Source organism: Cognatishimia activa, assembly GCF_017798205.1.
Classification (GTDB): Bacteria; Pseudomonadota; Alphaproteobacteria; order Rhodobacterales; family Rhodobacteraceae; genus Cognatishimia; species Cognatishimia activa_A.
In genome coordinates this window covers 2,110,886-2,127,106 of the sequence record NZ_CP060010.1, presented here as the reverse complement: position 1 = coordinate 2,127,106, position 16,221 = coordinate 2,110,886, and the positions used below count along the sequence as shown (strand labels likewise).

Sequence of the window (16,221 nt, the reverse complement as noted above, 5' to 3'; positions counted from 1 at the left end):
CATGACCGAGCTGCCGATCCACTCTGCTATCCCAGATCTGCTGCGCGCTTTGCGCGATACGGGACATGCCGTTTTGCAGGCGCCGCCGGGGGCCGGGAAAACAACAGTCGTGCCGCTGGAAATGCTACGAGCGGGGCTGAGCGAGGGCAAGATCCTGATGCTGGAACCCCGTCGCCTCGCGGCGCGGGCAGCGGCCGAACGCATGGCTCAGACTTTGGGCGAAGCCGTCGGCCAAACCGTCGGATACCGCGTCCGCGGAGAGACCAAAACCTCGAAGACCACCCGCATCGAGGTCGTCACCGAGGGCATCCTAACCCGCATGCTGCAAAGCGACCCCGAGTTGACAGGCGTTGGCGCGGTTATCTTCGATGAATTTCACGAGCGGTCTTTGAATGCCGACCTTGGGCTTGCCCTGTGTCTTGAGGTTCGCGAGGCCCTGAGGGACGATTTGATCCTGCTGGCCATGTCCGCAACTTTGGACGCAGCACCTGTCGCGAAACTCATGGGCGACGCGCCGATGATCTCGTCTGACGGGCGCAGCTTTCCGGTTGAAACGCGCTGGCTCGACGCGCCTGTGCGCAAAGACATGCGCTTGGAACAGGCTTGCGCCGCGCTCATCGAGAGGGCCGTTGAGGAAACCCACGGCGGCGTGCTGGTCTTTCTGCCCGGAGAAGGCGAGATCCGCCGTGTCGCCAACCAGCTGTCTTTGCCACCTGATTGCCAGATCCACATGCTCTTTGGTGCGATGGATTTCAAAGCCCAACGGGCCGCCATCCAACCCGCGTCTTCCGGGCGAAAGGTCGTACTAGCCACTTCAATCGCCGAGACCTCTCTGACCATTCAGGATGTCCGCGTTGTCGTGGACGCAGGCCGCGCGCGGCGGGCGCGATTTGATCCGGGTTCCGGCATGTCGCGGCTGGTCACCGAAAAAGTCACCCGCGCAGAAGCCACGCAACGCCAAGGGCGCGCCGGGCGTGTTGCCGAAGGTGTCTGCTATCGGCTTTGGACCAAAGGCGAGGAAGGCGCTTTGCAGGCCTACCCTCCGGCCGAAATCGAAAGTGCGGACCTGACTGGGCTGGCGCTGGAGCTGGCGCAATGGGGGGCGGAGGCTGCTGATCTTGCTTTCCTCACGCCCCCGAATGCGGCCACGCTATCAGAGGCGCGTGCGCTTTTGGCAATGCTCGGCGCATTGGATGCACGCGGACAGATCACAGATCATGGCCGCGCGATTGCCAAGCTGCCACTGCACCCGCGCCTTGCGCATATGCTTTTGACCGCAGGGCAACAGGCCGCCCCGCTGGCGGCTCTCTTGGCAGCCCGAGATCCGCTATCTCGCGGCGCGCCCTGCGACCTTGGCCTACGGGTCGAAGCACTCGCAGACCTGAAAGGTTTCGAAAGCCGCCGTCCCTATCAAGTCAACCGCGGCGCCCTTCACACGATCAAAGACGAGGCCAAGCGCCTCGCCAAAGGGATTGGCACATCATCCCCAATGAGCCTCGGAGAAATGGCCGCCCTCGCCTATCCCGACCGCATCGGCTTGCACCGCAAAGGCGATGCGCCGCGCTTTGTGTTGTCCGGCGGCAAGGGGGCTATCATGGCCGAAGACGACCCAATGGCCTCGGCGCGATTGATCGTGGCAACGGATCTGGACGGCAATCCACGTGAGGCCAAGATCCGGCAGGCGGTGACCATCAGCGAGTCAGATATCAGGGGCCTCTTTGGCGACCGGATTGTATGGGAAGAGACGTGCAGTTGGTCCAAACGCGACGGCCGCGTTGTTGCGCGTCGCCAAGAACGGCTCGGGGCGATCGCGCTGTCAGACCAAATCTGGAAAGACGCCCCTGACGAAGCCATAGCCACCGCGATGCTCGATGGAATACGAGAGATCGGACTGGTGCTGAGTGACGCGGCCAACAGGTTCATAGCGCGTGTCACTTTGGCCCGAGACGCCGGCAAAGACCTCCCTGATATGTCGCAGGACGCGCTTTTGGACACACTCGAAGATTGGTTGCTCCCCTATATCAACGGGATCAAAACCGCCGCCCAATGGCGCAGTTTCGACTGCCTAAATGCCCTGCGCGCGCGCCTGGACTACGCTCAAACCCAGACGCTAGACCGCCTCGCACCGGCGCATTTCACAACACCTTTGGGAAACAAAATCCCAATCGACTACGCCGGTGAACATCCCGAAATAAGCCTCAGGCTGCAAGAACTCTTCGGCCAGACCACCCACCCGATGGTGGGTAATACGCCTCTACGTGTCACGCTGCTCTCGCCAGCCCGCAGGCCGGTACAAACCACACTCGATATCCCCGGCTTCTGGGCGAGCTCTTACGCCGACGTGCGCAAAGACATGCGGGGCCGCTATCCCAAACATCCCTGGCCCGAAGACCCAACACAAGCCGACCCCACCCTGCGCGCCAAACCGCGCAAGTAGACCCTTTTCTCTTGCTCAAAATATCCTGGGGGAATTGGCCATCGGCCAAGGGGGCAAAGCCCCTTCGCTCTACCCTATTTCCCCAAACACCAGCGCATAATCGCCTTCTGCGCATGCAGACGGTTTTCAGCCTCATCAAAGATCACGGAATGCGGACCGTCCATGACCGAAGACGTCGCCTCTTCGTCACGGTGCGCTGGCAAGCAGTGCATGAACAGTGAATCCGACTTCGCATGGCTCATCAGAGCATCATCCACCTGATACGGCCGCAGCAGATTGTGGCGACGTTCCCGCGCGGATTGCGCGTCGTGCATGGACACCCAAGTGTCCGTGACCACCAGATCCGCGCCTTCAACGGCCTTCTGCGGATCGCGTTCGATCACCACGTTGCTGCCTTTCGAGCGCGCCAGTTCCAGAAACTCTTCTTCTGGATCAAGCTGTTCCGGCCCCGTAAATGTCAGATCAAACCCGAACTGACCGGCCGCATGGGCAAAGCTTGCAAAGACGTTGTTGCCGTCACCCGACCACACAACCTTTTTGCCTTTGATCGAGCCGCGATGCTCCTCATAGGTTAGGATATCGGCCATGATCTGGCAGGGATGGGTGCGATCTGTCAGACCGTTGATCACCGGCACATCCGCGTATTCTGCGAGTTCAAGCAGGGTCTGCTCTTCAAACGTCCGGATCATTATTAGATCGACATAGCGGCTTAGAACCCGCGCGGTGTCGGCAATCGTCTCGCCATGGCCAAGCTGCATCTCTTTTCCTGACAGCACCATGGTCTGCCCGCCCATCTGGCGCACGCCCACGTCAAAGGACACGCGTGTCCGGGTCGACGGCTTTTCAAAGATCAGCGCAACCATGTGGTTGGCCAGAGGCTGATCCGCATCCGGTGTGCCCTTAGGTAGGCCCGCGCGCGCCTCTTTCATCGTGCGCGCTGTGTCGATCATCGACCGCAGATCCGCAGGATCGGTTTTGTGGATATCTAGAAAATGGGTCATATCTCGGCCCTCAAGCTTTGGCTGTCAAAGACTGTGCGGCCGCGTCGATGCGGGCCACAGCTTCGTTAATTTCGTCGTCAGAGATGTTCAGAGGCGGCAATAAACGCACGACATTGTCGGCGGCTGGCACGGTGACCACAAGGCTCTCATAGCCCGCGTTCACCACATCCATGCAGTTCGCTTTGCATTTCAAGCCGAGCATCAGACCCGCGCCTCGAACGCCTTCGAAAACCTCGGGATTGGCCGCAACCAGACCTTCGAGCTTTTGACGCAGCAACCCCGCGCGACGGTTCACGTCTTCGAGAAACTCAGGCGTTGCGACTTCGTCCATCACCGCATTGCCCACAGCACACGCCAGCGGGTTGCCGCCATAGGTCGAGCCATGGGTGCCCGCTGTCATGCCAGAGGCCGCGTTTTCTGTCGCCAAAACGGCACCCAGAGGGAAGCCCCCGCCAATGCCTTTAGCGACCATCATGATATCGGGCGCAATGCCCGCCCATTCATGGGCAAAGAGCTTGCCCGTCCGGCCCACGCCACACTGGACTTCGTCGAGGATCAACAAGATGCCAGCGTCGTCGCAAAGCGTGCGGATCGCGCGCAGATCAGCGTCTTCCATTGGACGAATGCCGCCCTCGCCTTGCACAGGCTCAAGGATGACGGCGGCTGTGGATTCATCAATTGCAGCCGCGAGGGCGTCTACATCGCCCCAAGGCAGCTGGGTGAATCCGGGCAGCAATGGACCAAAGCCCTTGGTCATCTTCTCGCTACCGGCTGCCGCGATACCGGCGGAAGACCGGCCATGAAACGCGCCTTCGAACGCGATGATCTGGGTCTTCTCGGTCTCGCCCTTCTCATACCAATATTTCCGCGCCATTTTGACGGCGAGCTCACAGGACTCTGTGCCGGAATTGGTAAAAAAGACCGTATCCGCGAAACTCGCGTCGACCAGCTTGGCCGCCAGAGCTTCTTGCTGAGGGATCTGATAGAGGTTGGACACATGCCAAAGACTTTCCGCCTGTTGGGTCAACGCGGCGACCAGTTTCGGGTTGGCATGCCCCAAGACATTCACCGCAATCCCTGCGCCCAGATCCAGAAAACGTCGGCCATCCGCCTCGATCATCCAGCTGCCTTCGCCTTTGACGAAGTTCAGCGGGGCCCGATTATAGGTCGGTAGAACAGCGGGGATCATAGCGTGGTCCTTTTTCTAGAAATTTGTGCGTGCAACACAGGACAGGAACTGTCAACGGCTGTGCGCAGGCTTGCGGTGTTTTGCGGATGTTTAGTGAGGTTTGGTCGGCATTTCGCCAACACGAGAGGCGCGCCTGCACGTCATGTGCAGGAGGGAAATTTATCGCAGTCGTCGGACGCGGATATATGTCGCAAGAATCGCCATGAGGCGCTGATACACGCACATCGGGCCTTTGAGAACCCTCTTTGAAATCGCGGCGCGCGGGCAATGCGTGCTTTCCCCTTGCAGAGCCCACACGAAAGGCGCACCACTCGGATCATGACTGTGTTGCCCAATCCCACTCTTGCTGCAGCCCTGACTGTGCTTGCCTCTAGTTTTGTGGCGGGTACGACCCTCTTGGCCAAAGCCCTCGGCACCGAAGCGCTGGGCCCGCCGCTCCATGCGTTTCAGATCAGCCAGGGGCGCTTTATCTTTGCCCTGATCGCGATTTCCACGGCGGTTTTGATTATGCGGCCGCGGTTTAAACGCACGCATCTGGGGCTTCATCTTGGCAGATCCACCTTTGGCTGGGGCGGCGTCACACTGATGTTTGCGGCGGCGGCCTTCATTCCCCTATCCGACGCCACCGCGATCAGTTTCCTAAATCCCGTGATTGGCATGTTGCTCGCAATCCCATTGCTAGGTGAGCGGATTGGCAAATGGCGCGTGATGTCCGCTATCATTGCCTTTGCCGGTGCCATGCTTTTGACCCGCCCGAGTGCTGGCGTGATCGAATTCGGAGCGCTTCTGGCTTTGGGGTCGGCGGCTCTCTTGGGGGCAGAGTTGATTTTCATCAAACTGCTCAGCGGACGCGAAGGGCCGCTACAGATCCTTTTGGTCAACAATATCATTGGTTGCACGATTGCGTCAGCCGTAGCCTATTTCGTCTGGATTTCCCCAACGCCCCTGCAATGGGCCGCGCTGGCCGGCGTCGGATTCCTGATGGCGGCGGCGCAGAGCTGCTTTATTAACGCGATTGCGCGCGCGGACACCGGCTTTGTCGCCCCGTTCTTTTACACGACACTGGCCTTTGCCACGCTCTATGATGGCCTCATCTTTGGCGTCATTCCCGATATCATCAGCATATCGGGCGCGCTTTTGATCATCGCGGGCGCGGCAATCCTCGTCTGGCGCGAGACGGTGAATGCGCAACAGGTCAAATGATTCTGAAATCCTGGGCTGATTCCTGATTCTGCGCCTTGTAACTGCGCGTGGCGTGACTAAAATAGGTGACTGACCGAAAAAGCGGCGCAGCCTGCCCGCATGCCACCGATAAAGGCAAGGAACCAAAGATGTCCTGGACTGATGAGCGCGTCGAGCTTCTGAAAAAAATGTGGGGCGAAGGCCAGTCGGCCAGCCAGATCGCCAAGGAACTTGGCGGCGTGACCCGTAACGCTGTGATTGGCAAAGTCCACCGTTTGGGTTTGTCCAACCGCGCGACCACTTCGACCAAATCTGACAGCGCAACAAAGGCCGAAGCCAAGCCTAAGGCAGCTCCAAAACCGAAGGCCGCAGCCAAACCCAAAGCCGACCCGATGCCAGAGATGAAGACCGAACCTGCGGTGCCTCAGCGTCCGGCTGCAACTCCGGCAAATCGCAAGGCGATCATTCCAGCAGGCCAGCCTCTGCCACCTCAACCGTCGGCCAATGAGATCAGCCCAGAAGCGCTGGCCAAGGTGAATGAGGTCGAGAAGAAAGCCAAAAAGCTGACTTTGATGGAACTGACTGAGCGCACCTGCAAATGGCCTGTTGGCGACCCGGCCACGGATCACTTCTGGTTCTGCGGTCTGCCGGTACAAGCAGGCAAACCTTATTGCGAGGCCCATGTAGGCGTGGCTTTCCAGCCGATGTCTTCGCGCCGCGACCGTCGCCGCTAAGTTCGGTTTCAGAATTCAAAAAAGCCCCGGTTCTTCGCCGGGGCTTTTTGTTTGGATTTAGGCTGGATCAGTTGCCGCCTAAGAGGTTCTTGAGTCGATTGCCAACCTCTTCTTCAAGCTTGTTCTGAAGCTCTTGCTCAAGGTTTTGCCCCAGATTCTCAACTTGATCCGCAGTCGTGCCCAGACGATCAGCAACGGCCTCCACAGCCTTGTCTTCGAGCTTGTCGATCTCTTCCTGAAAGTTCTGTTTTGCCACGGCTTCAAGGTCTGGGCGAATGCTTGGGGACGCCCAAGGGCCCGTCACGCGAACAGGGAAGGAGAAGCCTGTATCTGACTCATTCTTCAGTTGCGGCGTAAATGTATAATCCAGGTTCTGCGCGCCAAGGCCGATGGTGCCTGCGCCCTTGGCTTGCACATTCGGCAGATCCATCAACAGATCATTGTTGGTCAAAACACCCGCATCAATAGTCCAGCTTGCGCTCATTGAGTCAAAGATCGTAGTGCCGGAATTCGGACGCCCCCGGAACAATTGGTCCAGATCTAGTCCCGAAATGGTCCCGTTCCCGACTGACAAAGATCCATCACCACGCAAAGAGTTCATGATCGCATCAACAGAACTGCCTGACCCCACAAAGGCCATCCGCGCATTCGCGGCACCTGTGAAACGGTCACTTCCGATCAGGTCAGACAAGAGCCCCTGCAGCGCGAGGTCGCTCATGGTCATGTCGCCGCCCACGGAAAATCCGCTACGATTGTTGGCCACGAACTGGCCCGTGACAGTGCCCTCATAGCCGGTTAGCTGATGGAGCGTCGCTACCGCGCGGGAATTGTCGACATCGATGGCAACGCGCGAGGAGCCAAAGTTCAGGCTGCCAAGATCGATAGAGGAGGCAGAAAGAGTGATCTTGCCGTCAAACAATCCTAAGGCGCTTGCGTCGATTGGATCGGTGGGCCAGCCCGCGCTTGCCTCGGAAGAGCTCGCGCCCGCCGTCTCGCCACCCAAGTAAGGTTTGAGGTCAAGCGCGCCTGCCGAGATGCTCGCGACAACATTCGGCTTGCCAGAAAAGTTTACGTCCGCTTCGGCACTTAGGTCATTGCCGTCCAGCGTGATACGCCCTCCGCGCAGGCTGAAAACGCTGTCCTTGGTCAGAGTCACCAGTCCTTTGAAATCGGTAGGCGGCAGACCTGCATCGGCTTGGCCAAGGGCTGCAAACAGCTCGGACGGGTTCGGCAGTTCTGCACTGAACTGACCATCGGCTTCAGGCGTTGTAGAGGCCAAACCATCGAAACTGAGTTTGTTTTGACCCACATCTGCGGCCAGTTTCACCTGAGTTACATCGCCTGCGATCAGGTCGTTCAGGTCTCCGATTTCAATGCTTGCGTCAATTGGAGCCCCGCCCATGACCACAGTCGCCGCCAAAGTCGCCGCTCCTTCGCCCCAACCGAAATCTGCGGTCAGATCCGGGATATCCACGTTGGTGCCGTTGGGATCCAGATAGCGAATACGCGCGTTGGTGATCTGGATCTGATCCAAGGTGAAGGCCGCGCCCTCTTCGGCCCCCTCATCGGTCGCGGCAGTTGCGTCCGCCGCGGACTGACCGGTGAAATCATCCCAGTTGGCCTGCCCCGCTCCATTCTGTTCCAGCAAGATATCCGGCGCGGTCAGGGTGATGTTTTTGATATGCGTATTGCCACCAATCAGCGCCATCGCATCCACGCCGATCTTCGCGCCTTGGGCCTGAAACATCGGACCATTCGAGGACCAACTGGCGTTAGACAGCGTGACCGGTCCGGTCGATATCCCCAAGGTCGGGAAAAAGCTCAGTTGCACATCGCCTTCGATAGTCAGATCACGCCCGAATTGCTCTTTGAGCTGATCCGAGGCCAATCGCGCGATTTGCTCGCCGGGCAAGAAGAAAATCAGCGCGCCGATGGCGATGACCAAGACAGCAACAATAGAAAGAAGGATGCGAAGAATGCGGAACATGGGAGCCCTCTGGAATTAGCTGCGTTATCGGTAGCTGCTGAGAAGGTCTTGGGCAAGTCCGGAGGCCTGTGCCTTGGGCGATAAGGCGCTTGGATCGCCGGACACAGCCGTCAAAGCCATAAAAAATTGGCTATCGAACCCGCACTGATGGTATTGAACCGCTGAGCAAAAGCACCGTTCTATCCAGTGCCCAGCGTCCCCCACAAATCATATTCCCCCGCCTCATCGACAATCACTGTCACCAGATCTCCGACCGACAGCCCATCGGTTCCCTCATCAATAAAGAGGTTCCCGTCAATCTCAGGCGCATCCGCTTTGGTCCGACAGGTCGCGATCCCGTCCTCATCGATATCATCGACAATGACCTGTTGAACCGAGCCGACTTTCGCCGCCAGCTTGGCCTGAGAGATTGCCTGTGCTTTCTCCATAAAGCGCTCCCAGCGATCTTGCTTGACCTCAGGCGCCACGTGATCCGGAAGATCATTGGACCGCGCGCCATCCACGTTCTCGTATTGAAAACAGCCCACGCGATCCAGTTGAGCCTCATCCATCCAATCCAAAAGGTGCTGGAACTCGGCCTCGGTTTCCCCCGGATAACCCACGATAAAAGTCGAGCGCAGCGTGATGTCTGGGCAATCGGATCGCCATTTCGCGATCTCATCCAACGTCTTAGCCGTATGCGCCGGCCGCGCCATGCGTTTGAGCGTGTCCGGGTGGGAATGCTGAAACGGGATATCCAGATAGGGCAGGATCAACCCCTCTGCCATCAACGGGATCAGATCGCGCACATGTGGGTACGGGTAGACGTAATGCAACCGCACCCAAGCCCCAAACTGCCCCAATTCTCGCGCCAGATCGGTGATGTGACTGCGCACCTCGCGGTCTTTCCACGGGTGCGTTGAATATTTGCGATCCAGCCCGTAGGCCGAGGTATCCTGGGAAATCACTAAGAGTTCTTTAACCCCGGCCTCCACCAGCTTCTCCGCCTCGCGCAACACCGCATGGGCGGGACGTGACGCCAACTTGCCGCGCATGTCGGGGATGATGCAGAACTTGCACTTGTGGTTACAGCCCTCGGAAATCTTGAGATAGCTATAGTGGCGCGGCGTCAGCTGCACACTGGAGCTGGGCAGCAGGTCGATAAACGGATCTGGGGACGGCGGGACTGCGCCATGGACTGCATCCAGCACCTGTTCATATTGATGCGGACCGGTGACGGCGAGGATTTTGGGGTGATGCTCGCGGATGTAGTCGGGCTCTGCTCCAAGGCAGCCGGTTACGATGACTTTGCCGTTCTCGGCGAGGGCCTCGCCGATGGCATCCAGGCTCTCGGCTTTGGCGGAATCCAGAAAGCCGCAAGTGTTCACAATCACCGCATCCGCGCCGGAATAGTCGGGCGAGATGCCATAGCCCTCGGCGCGCAATCGCGTGAGGATCCGCTCGCTGTCCACAAGCGCTTTGGGGCAGCCGAGGCTGACCATGCCGATGGTCGGCTGACCGGCGCGGGTGTCAGAGGAGACCTGCGCGTTGGCAAGGTCCGGGCGGAGATTTGGTGGGTTTTGCGACATGGGGTGGCATGTAGCGGGTTTCATGGGGTTTGGGAATTCCCAAATGTCGCTTATCCGAGCGTGTCCAAATAGGCCGCCACACAATCCTGCACCCGCCGAAACCGATCTCCGCCGAGTTTCACGCCGCCATACCAGCGGGTGACGACGATCAGGTGATCCGTCAACTCCGCGCGCTCTAGCATCCGCACAATCACAAGCCCCGCACCGCTTTCGCCGTCGTCGCCCTTAAGCGGTGTGCCATCTGACAGAACCGCAGCCCAAGTGTTGTGCGTGGCCTTGGCGAACTTCTTGTTGCGTTTTAAGTCCTTGAGCGCCGCGTCAATATCAGCGCGACTTTCAACAGGGCAGCCGCTGACCGCATATTTGCTGCCGCGATCCGTGACCACATTGAGGATCTGCTTCACCTAAAGCCCCTGAACCGTCTCGGTCACCACAGCGATCCGCTGCGCATTGGGCGGGTGGGTGCCGAGGAAACGGTCTCCGGGATCAGGGATGCGTTCAAAGAACTGCGCGCCCCGGATAGCGTTGTATCCCGAGCGCTGCGTCAAGATCGCGCCAAGGCGGTCGGCTTCGAGTTCGTGGTCCTTGGAATAGGCGCGCGCGCCGACCGTGGTACCGAGATCCATGCCGATGTCGACGGCAGATTGCCCACCGCCCAAGACAATCGCAATCGCCCCACCCAGGATCGCGCCGGTGGTCGCGGTGGTGCGTGTTTCGGCAATGTGGCCTGCGATATGGTGCGCCGCCTCATGGCCCAGAACAAAGGCCAACTCATCGTCGTTCTGAAACTCTGGCAGGATCTGGGCCGTAAATGCGAGGATTGGCCGACCGTTGCGATCCAGTGTTTGATAGGCGTTCGAGCCTTTGGCCGGATCCTCGTCCAGAATAATAGCGAAATCGCAGTTCACGTTGGACGCCACGCGTGCCACACATTCGCGTTCGATGACGGGTTCCATGCGGCTGACCACGCGCGTGTATCGGGCTTCGTCGCTTGCGCTAGGCCCCACGGGCGTGGATTGCGCAGGCGGCGCGCTGGTTGGCTCTACGCATCCGGCCAAGACGGATGACGCCAATAATAAAGCTGAAAGTTTAAAATGCATCGATGGGCCTCTGTTCTTGGCCACAAATATAGGCTCTGAGGGCGCGCAATTCCAAGTCACTTTCCAATGATGTCTTGCAAGCGCGCATCGGCGCGTTAGGCTGGCGATATGTTTAGTATCGAGCACGAATTTGACAGCACCGTTGTGACGCTTGTCGATGAAAAGGGCGCGCATCTTCAAGAGGATGTGGTGATTAACCTTTTTGAAGACTGCATCACCATCGAACAATATGACGAGCGCAGCGATCGGGTGCAGAAGATCACCCTGTCGATTGATATGGCCGAGGATCTGGCCGCCGCGTTGGACCTGCCTGAGGGCGTTTACAAGATCGCGCGCGACTGAGGAGAAAGCGACATGGCGACCGGGTTTTTCTGGGCGGAAGAGACCTTTTGGCACGCAGGCGGCAACTATGCGCTGACCCTGCCCGTCGGAGGTTTGGTGCAGCCCATGGTCGCCGGAGGCTTGCCAGAGGGGCCTGAAACCAAACGACGGTTTAAAAACCTTTTGGACATCACGGGACTGTCTGAACAACTGTTCATGTCGGGCGCCGAGAGCGCCACATGGGACGACCTCGCCCGCGTTCATCCAGAGAGCTACCTCAAGGAATTCAAAGCCACCTCGGATGCGGGGGGCGGAGAACTGGGCCTGCGTACGCCCTTCGGTCCAGGCGCGTTTGAGATCGCGTCGCGTTCCTCGGGTCTTGCCAAAGCTGCGGTGTCCGCCGTGGCAAAAGGCGAGCTCAACAACGCCTATGCGCTGTGCCGTCCGCCGGGGCATCATTGCCTGCCTGATTGGCCTAACGGTTTCTGTTTGCTCAATAATATCGGCATCGCGATTGAAGCCGCGCAGGCCGAGGGCCTGATCCCGCGTGTCGCCGTTCTGGATTGGGACGTCCACCACGGTAACGGCACCGAGGCGGTGTACTATGACCGAGGCGACGTTCTGACGATCTCGATCCATCAGGAAAAGAACTACCCGCTGGATACCGGAGACATCACGGATCGCGGGCGCGGTGCGGGGCTTGGGGCTAATATCAACATCCCCCTCCCACCCGGGGTCGGCCATGACGGCTATCTGATGACCATGCAGGACATCGTATTGCCTGCTTTGAATGATTTCGCGCCGGATATAATCATTGTGGCCTGCGGCTTTGATGCCTCGGCCTTTGATCCCCTCTCGCGGATGATGGCTACAGCCGAGACCTTTGCGGCGATGACCAAACAGGTGATGCGCCTCGCCGATGATATCTGCGACGGTCGCGTAGTCTGCGTGCATGAGGGCGGCTATTCCGAGGCCTATGTCCCGTTCTGCGGCCATGCAGTCATGACCGAACTGGCCCAAAGCGACATCGCAGCCCCCGACCCGATGGAAGCCACCCTGCGCACCCGCCAACCCAACGCACGGACGCAGGCGTTTTATGCCGAGCTGATCCGCGAAATGGCGGAAACCTTCAAAAACCCGCCCCCGAAAGGTTGAAATCGCGTCAGGAACAATGACATCTGGCCTAAGACTTTTTTGAAAGGCCCCGTCATTTATGCCTGACCGCAACCAAGCCGCCCTCGGTTTCCTCTTGTCGCGCCGATCCCGACCGCAAAAGACGCTGATCGATCCGGTGCCTGATCGCGCTGCGTTGGAACCGATCCTGACGGCCGCACTGCGCACGCCGGATCACGGCAAACTCGAGCCTTGGCGCTTGATGGTTCTGGACCGCGCGGCTTTGGCGCAGCTCGCCCCATTGGCGCGGGATTGCGGCGCGCGGTTGGGCAAAGACCAAGCCGATATCGACAAAGGGGCGATGCAATATGAAACCAGCGGCCTCGCCGTGGTCGTTGTCGAAAGCCCTGTGATTTCAGAGAAAATCCCCGCGATCGAGCAGACCTATTCGGCGGGTGCCGTCTGTCTGGCGCTGTTGAACGCAGCCTTGGCCGCCGGATGGGGCGCGAATTGGTTGTCGGGCTGGGCGAGCCACGACCGCGAGTTTGTCGAACAAGGCCTCGGCCTTGCACCGCATGAGCGTGTGGCGGGTCTGATCCACATCGGCACCGAGAAATCCGCGCCTCCAGAGCGTCCACGTCCCGATCTAGAGGCGAAGGTCACATGGCACTCGGCGTAATATTTTCCAGCTTTTTCAAGGCACTTGGACAGCTGGGCGATCCCCGGTTTCGCAATGTGCTGTTTCTGGGGCTTGGGCTGACAATCGGCCTGTTGATCGCAGCTTATTTCGGCCTCTTGGCCGTTCTGAATACGCTCGGCCTCTACGATCTGGCCGCAGCGCAAATGGGCGAAGGTGGATGGGGCGCGTGGATCATCAACGCGACCTCGTTCTTTGCGATCATCCTGCTGTCGGTCTTTTTGATGGTGCCCGTGGCTTCGGCCTTTACGTCGCTCTTCCTTGATCGAATTGCGAGTGCCGTTGAGGACAGGCATTTCGCCTATCTACCGCCCGCTGATCCTGTACCGTTCAGCGAGGCTATGAAGGATACGGTCAACTTTCTAGGCGTCCTCATCGGAGCCAATATATTGGCTTTGCTGATCTATTTGGCGCTGCCGCCTTTTGCGCCTCTGATCTTCTGGGGACTGAACGGCTTCCTTCTGGGTCGCGAATATTTCTTTATCGCAGCCATGCGCCGCATTGGCCGTGACGGTGCCAAAGAGCTACGCCGCGAACATTTCGCCACCATCTGGCTCGCGGGAACGCTGATGGCGATCCCGCTGTCGGTGCCTTTGGTGAACCTCTTGATCCCAATTCTCGGGGCTGCGACGTTTACCCACCTGTTTCACACACTCGAAGAGCGCTCTTAGCCCTCAACGCGGGTCAGATCGGCGACCGAGCCGCAAAGCACGCGGATCCGGTTCAGCAGGTTCAGGCGATTGCGGCGCACCACGTCGTTGTCGCTGTTGACCTGAACGGCCTCAAAGAAAGCATCAATCGGCGCGCGCAGACCTGCGAGGCCTGCCATTGCGGCGGCGAAATCCTCGCCCCGGATGGCCTCGGCAATCGGAGCCTCGAACTTATCGAGCGCAGCAAACAGATCTTTCTCGGCGGCGTCTTCGGCGAATTTCACCTCGGCCCCGAAGGAATATTCGACGCCATCCTTTTCCTCGGCTTGGGTCAGGATGTTGTTGGCGCGTTTGAAGCCCTGCAGCAGGTTTTCACCGTCATCCGTGCCAAGGAAGGCCTGCAACGCCTGTGCACGGTTCACGAGCAGAGCGATGTCGTCATTGCCCTCCATCGCAATGCAGGCGTCGATGACGTCATGGCGAATGCCTTGGTCGCGCAGGAAAACTTTGAGGCGGTCGTGGAAGAAGCCCAAAAGGTCATCGGAAATATCGGGAACAGGCGCAACGACCTCTGGTGCTCGGCTTTCAGCCGACTTCTGTTTGACCGTCTCAAGAGCTGCACCAAACACGCCATGTCGTGCGATTTCGGTCAGCAGATCTTTGAGCATGGCCGTTTCGCCACTGTCCAAAGTATCTTCGTTCAACTTTACTTTGTGGCGAATAAGCTGGGTATCAAAAAAGCGATCCAATTTGGTTTGAACACCATTTTCAAGCACCAACCGAATGACACCCAACGCCGCTCGGCGCAGCGCAAACGGATCTTTCGACCCCGTCGGCTTTTCATCAATCGCCCAGAAGCCTGTCAGTACGTCCAGTTTATCCGCCAGCGCCACGGCCACAGACACCGGCGCGGTCGGCACATCATCCGATGGCCCCAGCGGCGAGTAATGCTCGGTCGCTGCTGCCGCGACTTCGGCCTCATGGCCGGCGTATTCTGCATAATACTGGCCCATCAGACCCTGCAGCTCTGGGAACTCATAGACCATCTCAGAGCTGAGATCCGCCTTGGCCCAGCGCGCGGCCTTTTCGGCCAGATCCGCATCCGCCCCCACAATCGGCGCGATTTCGCGGGCAAGTGCTGCGATGCGGTCGATCCGCTCACCCTGGCTGCCGAGTTTGTTGTGGAAGGTCACATGGGTGAGCTTCTCCAGCCACTCGCTCGCGCCAGTCTTGGCGATGCGCACGTCGTTCTCCCAGAAGAACTTGGCGTCAGACAAGCGCGCGAACAAAACCTTCTGGTTGCCCGCCAGAATGGTCGCGCCCTGGTCGGCGGTCTCGCGGTTGGCGACGGTGATGAATTTCTCGATCCGGCCCGTTTTGGGGTTCTTCACGGAGAAGAACTTCTGGTGTTCTTTCATTGAGGTCTGTAGCACCTCAGGCGGCAGACCCAAGAAATCCTCGGCGATGTCGCCCATCAGGGTCACCGGCCATTCCACAAGCCCAGCGACCTCGGCTAAAAGGCCTTTGTCCTCAACCACTTCTAGGCCCTGCGCGAAGGCCAAATTCTGCGCATCAGCCCAGATCGCTTCGGCGCGCTCGGTGGCGTTCAGGATCACGTGATTGCGCTTCAGTCGCGCCTCATAATCCTCAAAGGAGGTCACCGCAAAACGGCCAGTGCCCATGAAGCGGTGGCCTTCGGTGGTATCACCGGCCGCAATCCCGTCCACATCCATCGGCACGACGGTCGCACCCGCTTCATCCGTGATCAAGCACAGGATCGAATGCAAAGGCCGTACCCAACGCAAAGCCCCTGCCCCCCAACGCATCGCCTTGGGCCATGGGAAATTGCGGATCGTGTCTTCCAGAACCTCAGCCACGATCTCGGCAGCCGGTCGCCCGGTTTTCTCGATGGTCGCAAAGTAAACCGCGCCCTTCGGCGTGTCGCGTTCTTCAAGCTGATCCATGGTGAGGCCAGCGCCGCGCAGGAAACCTTCGATGGCCTTCTCCGGCGCGCCCACTTTGGGACCTTTGCGCTCTTCGCGCACCGTTGGGCTTTCAGCCAACATCCCCTCAAGCGCGAGGGTCAGACGCCGCGGGGTCGAAAAGCTTGAGGCATGCGCATAGGTCAGACCCGCGGCCACCAACCCATCGGTCACGCGCTTTTTCAGATCCTCGGCCGCCCGCGCCTGCATACGCGCGGGGATTTCCTCGGAGAAAAGTTCAATCAAAAGATCGGGCATAT

15 protein-coding genes are annotated in these 16,221 nt (G+C 59.1%); 8 read left to right on the top strand and 7 right to left on the bottom strand.

The window, feature by feature from the left end:
• The first annotated feature begins 1 nt into the window (after position 1).
• Positions 2–2,437, top strand: a complete 2,436-nt coding sequence (gene hrpB, locus HZ995_RS10390) for an ATP-dependent helicase HrpB (protein WP_209355592.1) — start codon at positions 2–4, stop codon at positions 2,435–2,437.
• 74 nt (positions 2,438–2,511) lie between these two features.
• Here the strand turns inward: hrpB and argF are convergent, their stop codons facing one another.
• Together argF and HZ995_RS10380 are read right to left on the bottom strand one after the other, a co-directional pair.
• Positions 2,512–3,438, bottom strand: coding sequence for an ornithine carbamoyltransferase (gene argF, locus HZ995_RS10385; RefSeq protein WP_209355591.1), 927 nt, complete (start codon positions 3,436–3,438; stop codon positions 2,512–2,514).
• 10 nt (positions 3,439–3,448) lie between these two features.
• Positions 3,449–4,627 carry an aspartate aminotransferase family protein gene (locus HZ995_RS10380; RefSeq protein WP_209355590.1) on the bottom strand — a complete coding sequence of 393 codons (1,179 nt, stop codon included), beginning with the start codon at positions 4,625–4,627 and terminating at the stop codon, positions 3,449–3,451.
• Between the two features lie 318 nt (positions 4,628–4,945).
• On the opposite strand from HZ995_RS10380, the gene HZ995_RS10375 reads away from it, so the two are divergent.
• Together HZ995_RS10375 and HZ995_RS10370 are read left to right on the top strand one after the other, a co-directional pair.
• On the top strand, positions 4,946–5,830 hold the full coding sequence (locus HZ995_RS10375; protein WP_209355589.1) for a DMT family transporter: 885 nt from the start codon (positions 4,946–4,948) through the stop codon (positions 5,828–5,830).
• 128 nt (positions 5,831–5,958) lie between these two features.
• Positions 5,959–6,543, top strand: a complete 585-nt coding sequence (locus HZ995_RS10370; RefSeq protein ID WP_209355588.1) for a GcrA family cell cycle regulator — start codon at positions 5,959–5,961, stop codon at positions 6,541–6,543.
• Between the two features lie 67 nt (positions 6,544–6,610).
• On the opposite strand, the gene HZ995_RS10365 is transcribed toward HZ995_RS10370, so the two are convergent.
• The 4 genes from HZ995_RS10365 to HZ995_RS10350 all read right to left on the bottom strand — a co-directional run bounded on the left by HZ995_RS10365 (position 6,611) and on the right by HZ995_RS10350 (position 11,054).
• Positions 6,611–8,530 (bottom strand): AsmA family protein, encoded by a 1,920-nt coding sequence (locus HZ995_RS10365; protein WP_209355587.1) that lies wholly within the window; start codon positions 8,528–8,530, stop codon positions 6,611–6,613.
• 179 nt (positions 8,531–8,709) lie between these two features.
• Positions 8,710–10,098: a 30S ribosomal protein S12 methylthiotransferase RimO gene (gene rimO / locus HZ995_RS10360; RefSeq protein WP_209358238.1), complete on the bottom strand. Its 1,389-nt coding sequence runs from the start codon at positions 10,096–10,098 to the stop codon at positions 8,710–8,712.
• A gap of 50 nt (positions 10,099–10,148) precedes the next feature.
• On the bottom strand, positions 10,149–10,502 hold the full coding sequence (locus tag HZ995_RS10355; RefSeq protein ID WP_209355586.1) for a YigZ family protein: 354 nt from the start codon (positions 10,500–10,502) through the stop codon (positions 10,149–10,151).
• Positions 10,503–11,054, bottom strand: a complete 552-nt coding sequence (locus tag HZ995_RS10350) for a M48 family metalloprotease (protein ID WP_245168643.1) — start codon at positions 11,052–11,054, stop codon at positions 10,503–10,505.
• On the opposite strand from HZ995_RS10350, the gene HZ995_RS16105 reads away from it, so the two are divergent.
• From HZ995_RS16105 to HZ995_RS10330, 5 genes are read left to right on the top strand one after another with little or no spacing between them, the layout of a single operon-like run.
• Complete coding sequence (locus HZ995_RS16105; RefSeq protein ID WP_245168642.1) at positions 11,053–11,268, top strand: hypothetical protein; 216 nt, start codon at positions 11,053–11,055, stop codon at positions 11,266–11,268. The two genes, HZ995_RS10350 and HZ995_RS16105, sit on opposite strands and share 2 nt — an antisense overlap.
• Before the next feature lie 38 nt (positions 11,269–11,306).
• Positions 11,307–11,540, top strand: coding sequence for a hypothetical protein (locus tag HZ995_RS10345; protein ID WP_209355584.1), 234 nt, complete (start codon positions 11,307–11,309; stop codon positions 11,538–11,540).
• A gap of 12 nt (positions 11,541–11,552) precedes the next feature.
• Positions 11,553–12,674 carry a class II histone deacetylase gene (locus HZ995_RS10340; protein ID WP_209355583.1) on the top strand — a complete coding sequence of 374 codons (1,122 nt, stop codon included), beginning with the start codon at positions 11,553–11,555 and terminating at the stop codon, positions 12,672–12,674.
• A gap of 58 nt (positions 12,675–12,732) precedes the next feature.
• A complete protein-coding gene (locus HZ995_RS10335) occupies positions 12,733–13,311 on the top strand; it encodes a nitroreductase family protein (RefSeq protein WP_209355582.1) in 579 nt (192 codons plus the stop codon).
• On the top strand, positions 13,296–14,000 hold the full coding sequence (locus HZ995_RS10330; protein ID WP_209355581.1) for an EI24 domain-containing protein: 705 nt from the start codon (positions 13,296–13,298) through the stop codon (positions 13,998–14,000). Before HZ995_RS10335 ends, HZ995_RS10330 begins: the two co-directional genes overlap by 16 nt.
• Here HZ995_RS10330 and glyS read toward each other — a convergent pair.
• Positions 13,997–16,219: a glycine--tRNA ligase subunit beta gene (gene glyS, locus HZ995_RS10325; protein ID WP_209355580.1), complete on the bottom strand. Its 2,223-nt coding sequence runs from the start codon at positions 16,217–16,219 to the stop codon at positions 13,997–13,999. The two genes, HZ995_RS10330 and glyS, sit on opposite strands and share 4 nt — an antisense overlap.
• Between the last annotated feature and the right edge of the window lie 2 nt (positions 16,220–16,221).

Bases quoted from the DNA above. Each gene is read 5' to 3' on its own strand.
- hrpB (WP_209355592.1), top strand. From the start codon at position 2: ATGACCGAGCTGCCGATCCACTCTGCTATCCCAGATCTGCTGCGCGCT.
- argF (WP_209355591.1), bottom strand. From the start codon at position 3,438: ATGACCCATTTTCTAGATATCCACAAAACCGATCCTGCGGATCTGCGG.
- HZ995_RS10380 (WP_209355590.1), bottom strand. From the start codon at position 4,627: ATGATCCCCGCTGTTCTACCGACCTATAATCGGGCCCCGCTGAACTTC.
- HZ995_RS10375 (WP_209355589.1), top strand. From the start codon at position 4,946: ATGACTGTGTTGCCCAATCCCACTCTTGCTGCAGCCCTGACTGTGCTT.
- HZ995_RS10370 (WP_209355588.1), top strand. From the start codon at position 5,959: ATGTCCTGGACTGATGAGCGCGTCGAGCTTCTGAAAAAAATGTGGGGC.
- HZ995_RS10365 (WP_209355587.1), bottom strand. From the start codon at position 8,530: ATGTTCCGCATTCTTCGCATCCTTCTTTCTATTGTTGCTGTCTTGGTC.
- rimO (WP_209358238.1), bottom strand. From the start codon at position 10,098: ATGTCGCAAAACCCACCAAATCTCCGCCCGGACCTTGCCAACGCGCAG.
- HZ995_RS16105 (WP_245168642.1), top strand. From the start codon at position 11,053: ATGCGGCTGACCACGCGCGTGTATCGGGCTTCGTCGCTTGCGCTAGGC.
- HZ995_RS10350 (WP_245168643.1), bottom strand. From the start codon at position 11,054: ATGGAACCCGTCATCGAACGCGAATGTGTGGCACGCGTGGCGTCCAAC.
- HZ995_RS10345 (WP_209355584.1), top strand. From the start codon at position 11,307: ATGTTTAGTATCGAGCACGAATTTGACAGCACCGTTGTGACGCTTGTC.
- HZ995_RS10340 (WP_209355583.1), top strand. From the start codon at position 11,553: ATGGCGACCGGGTTTTTCTGGGCGGAAGAGACCTTTTGGCACGCAGGC.
- HZ995_RS10335 (WP_209355582.1), top strand. From the start codon at position 12,733: ATGCCTGACCGCAACCAAGCCGCCCTCGGTTTCCTCTTGTCGCGCCGA.
- HZ995_RS10330 (WP_209355581.1), top strand. From the start codon at position 13,296: ATGGCACTCGGCGTAATATTTTCCAGCTTTTTCAAGGCACTTGGACAG.
- glyS (WP_209355580.1), bottom strand. From the start codon at position 16,219: ATGCCCGATCTTTTGATTGAACTTTTCTCCGAGGAAATCCCCGCGCGT.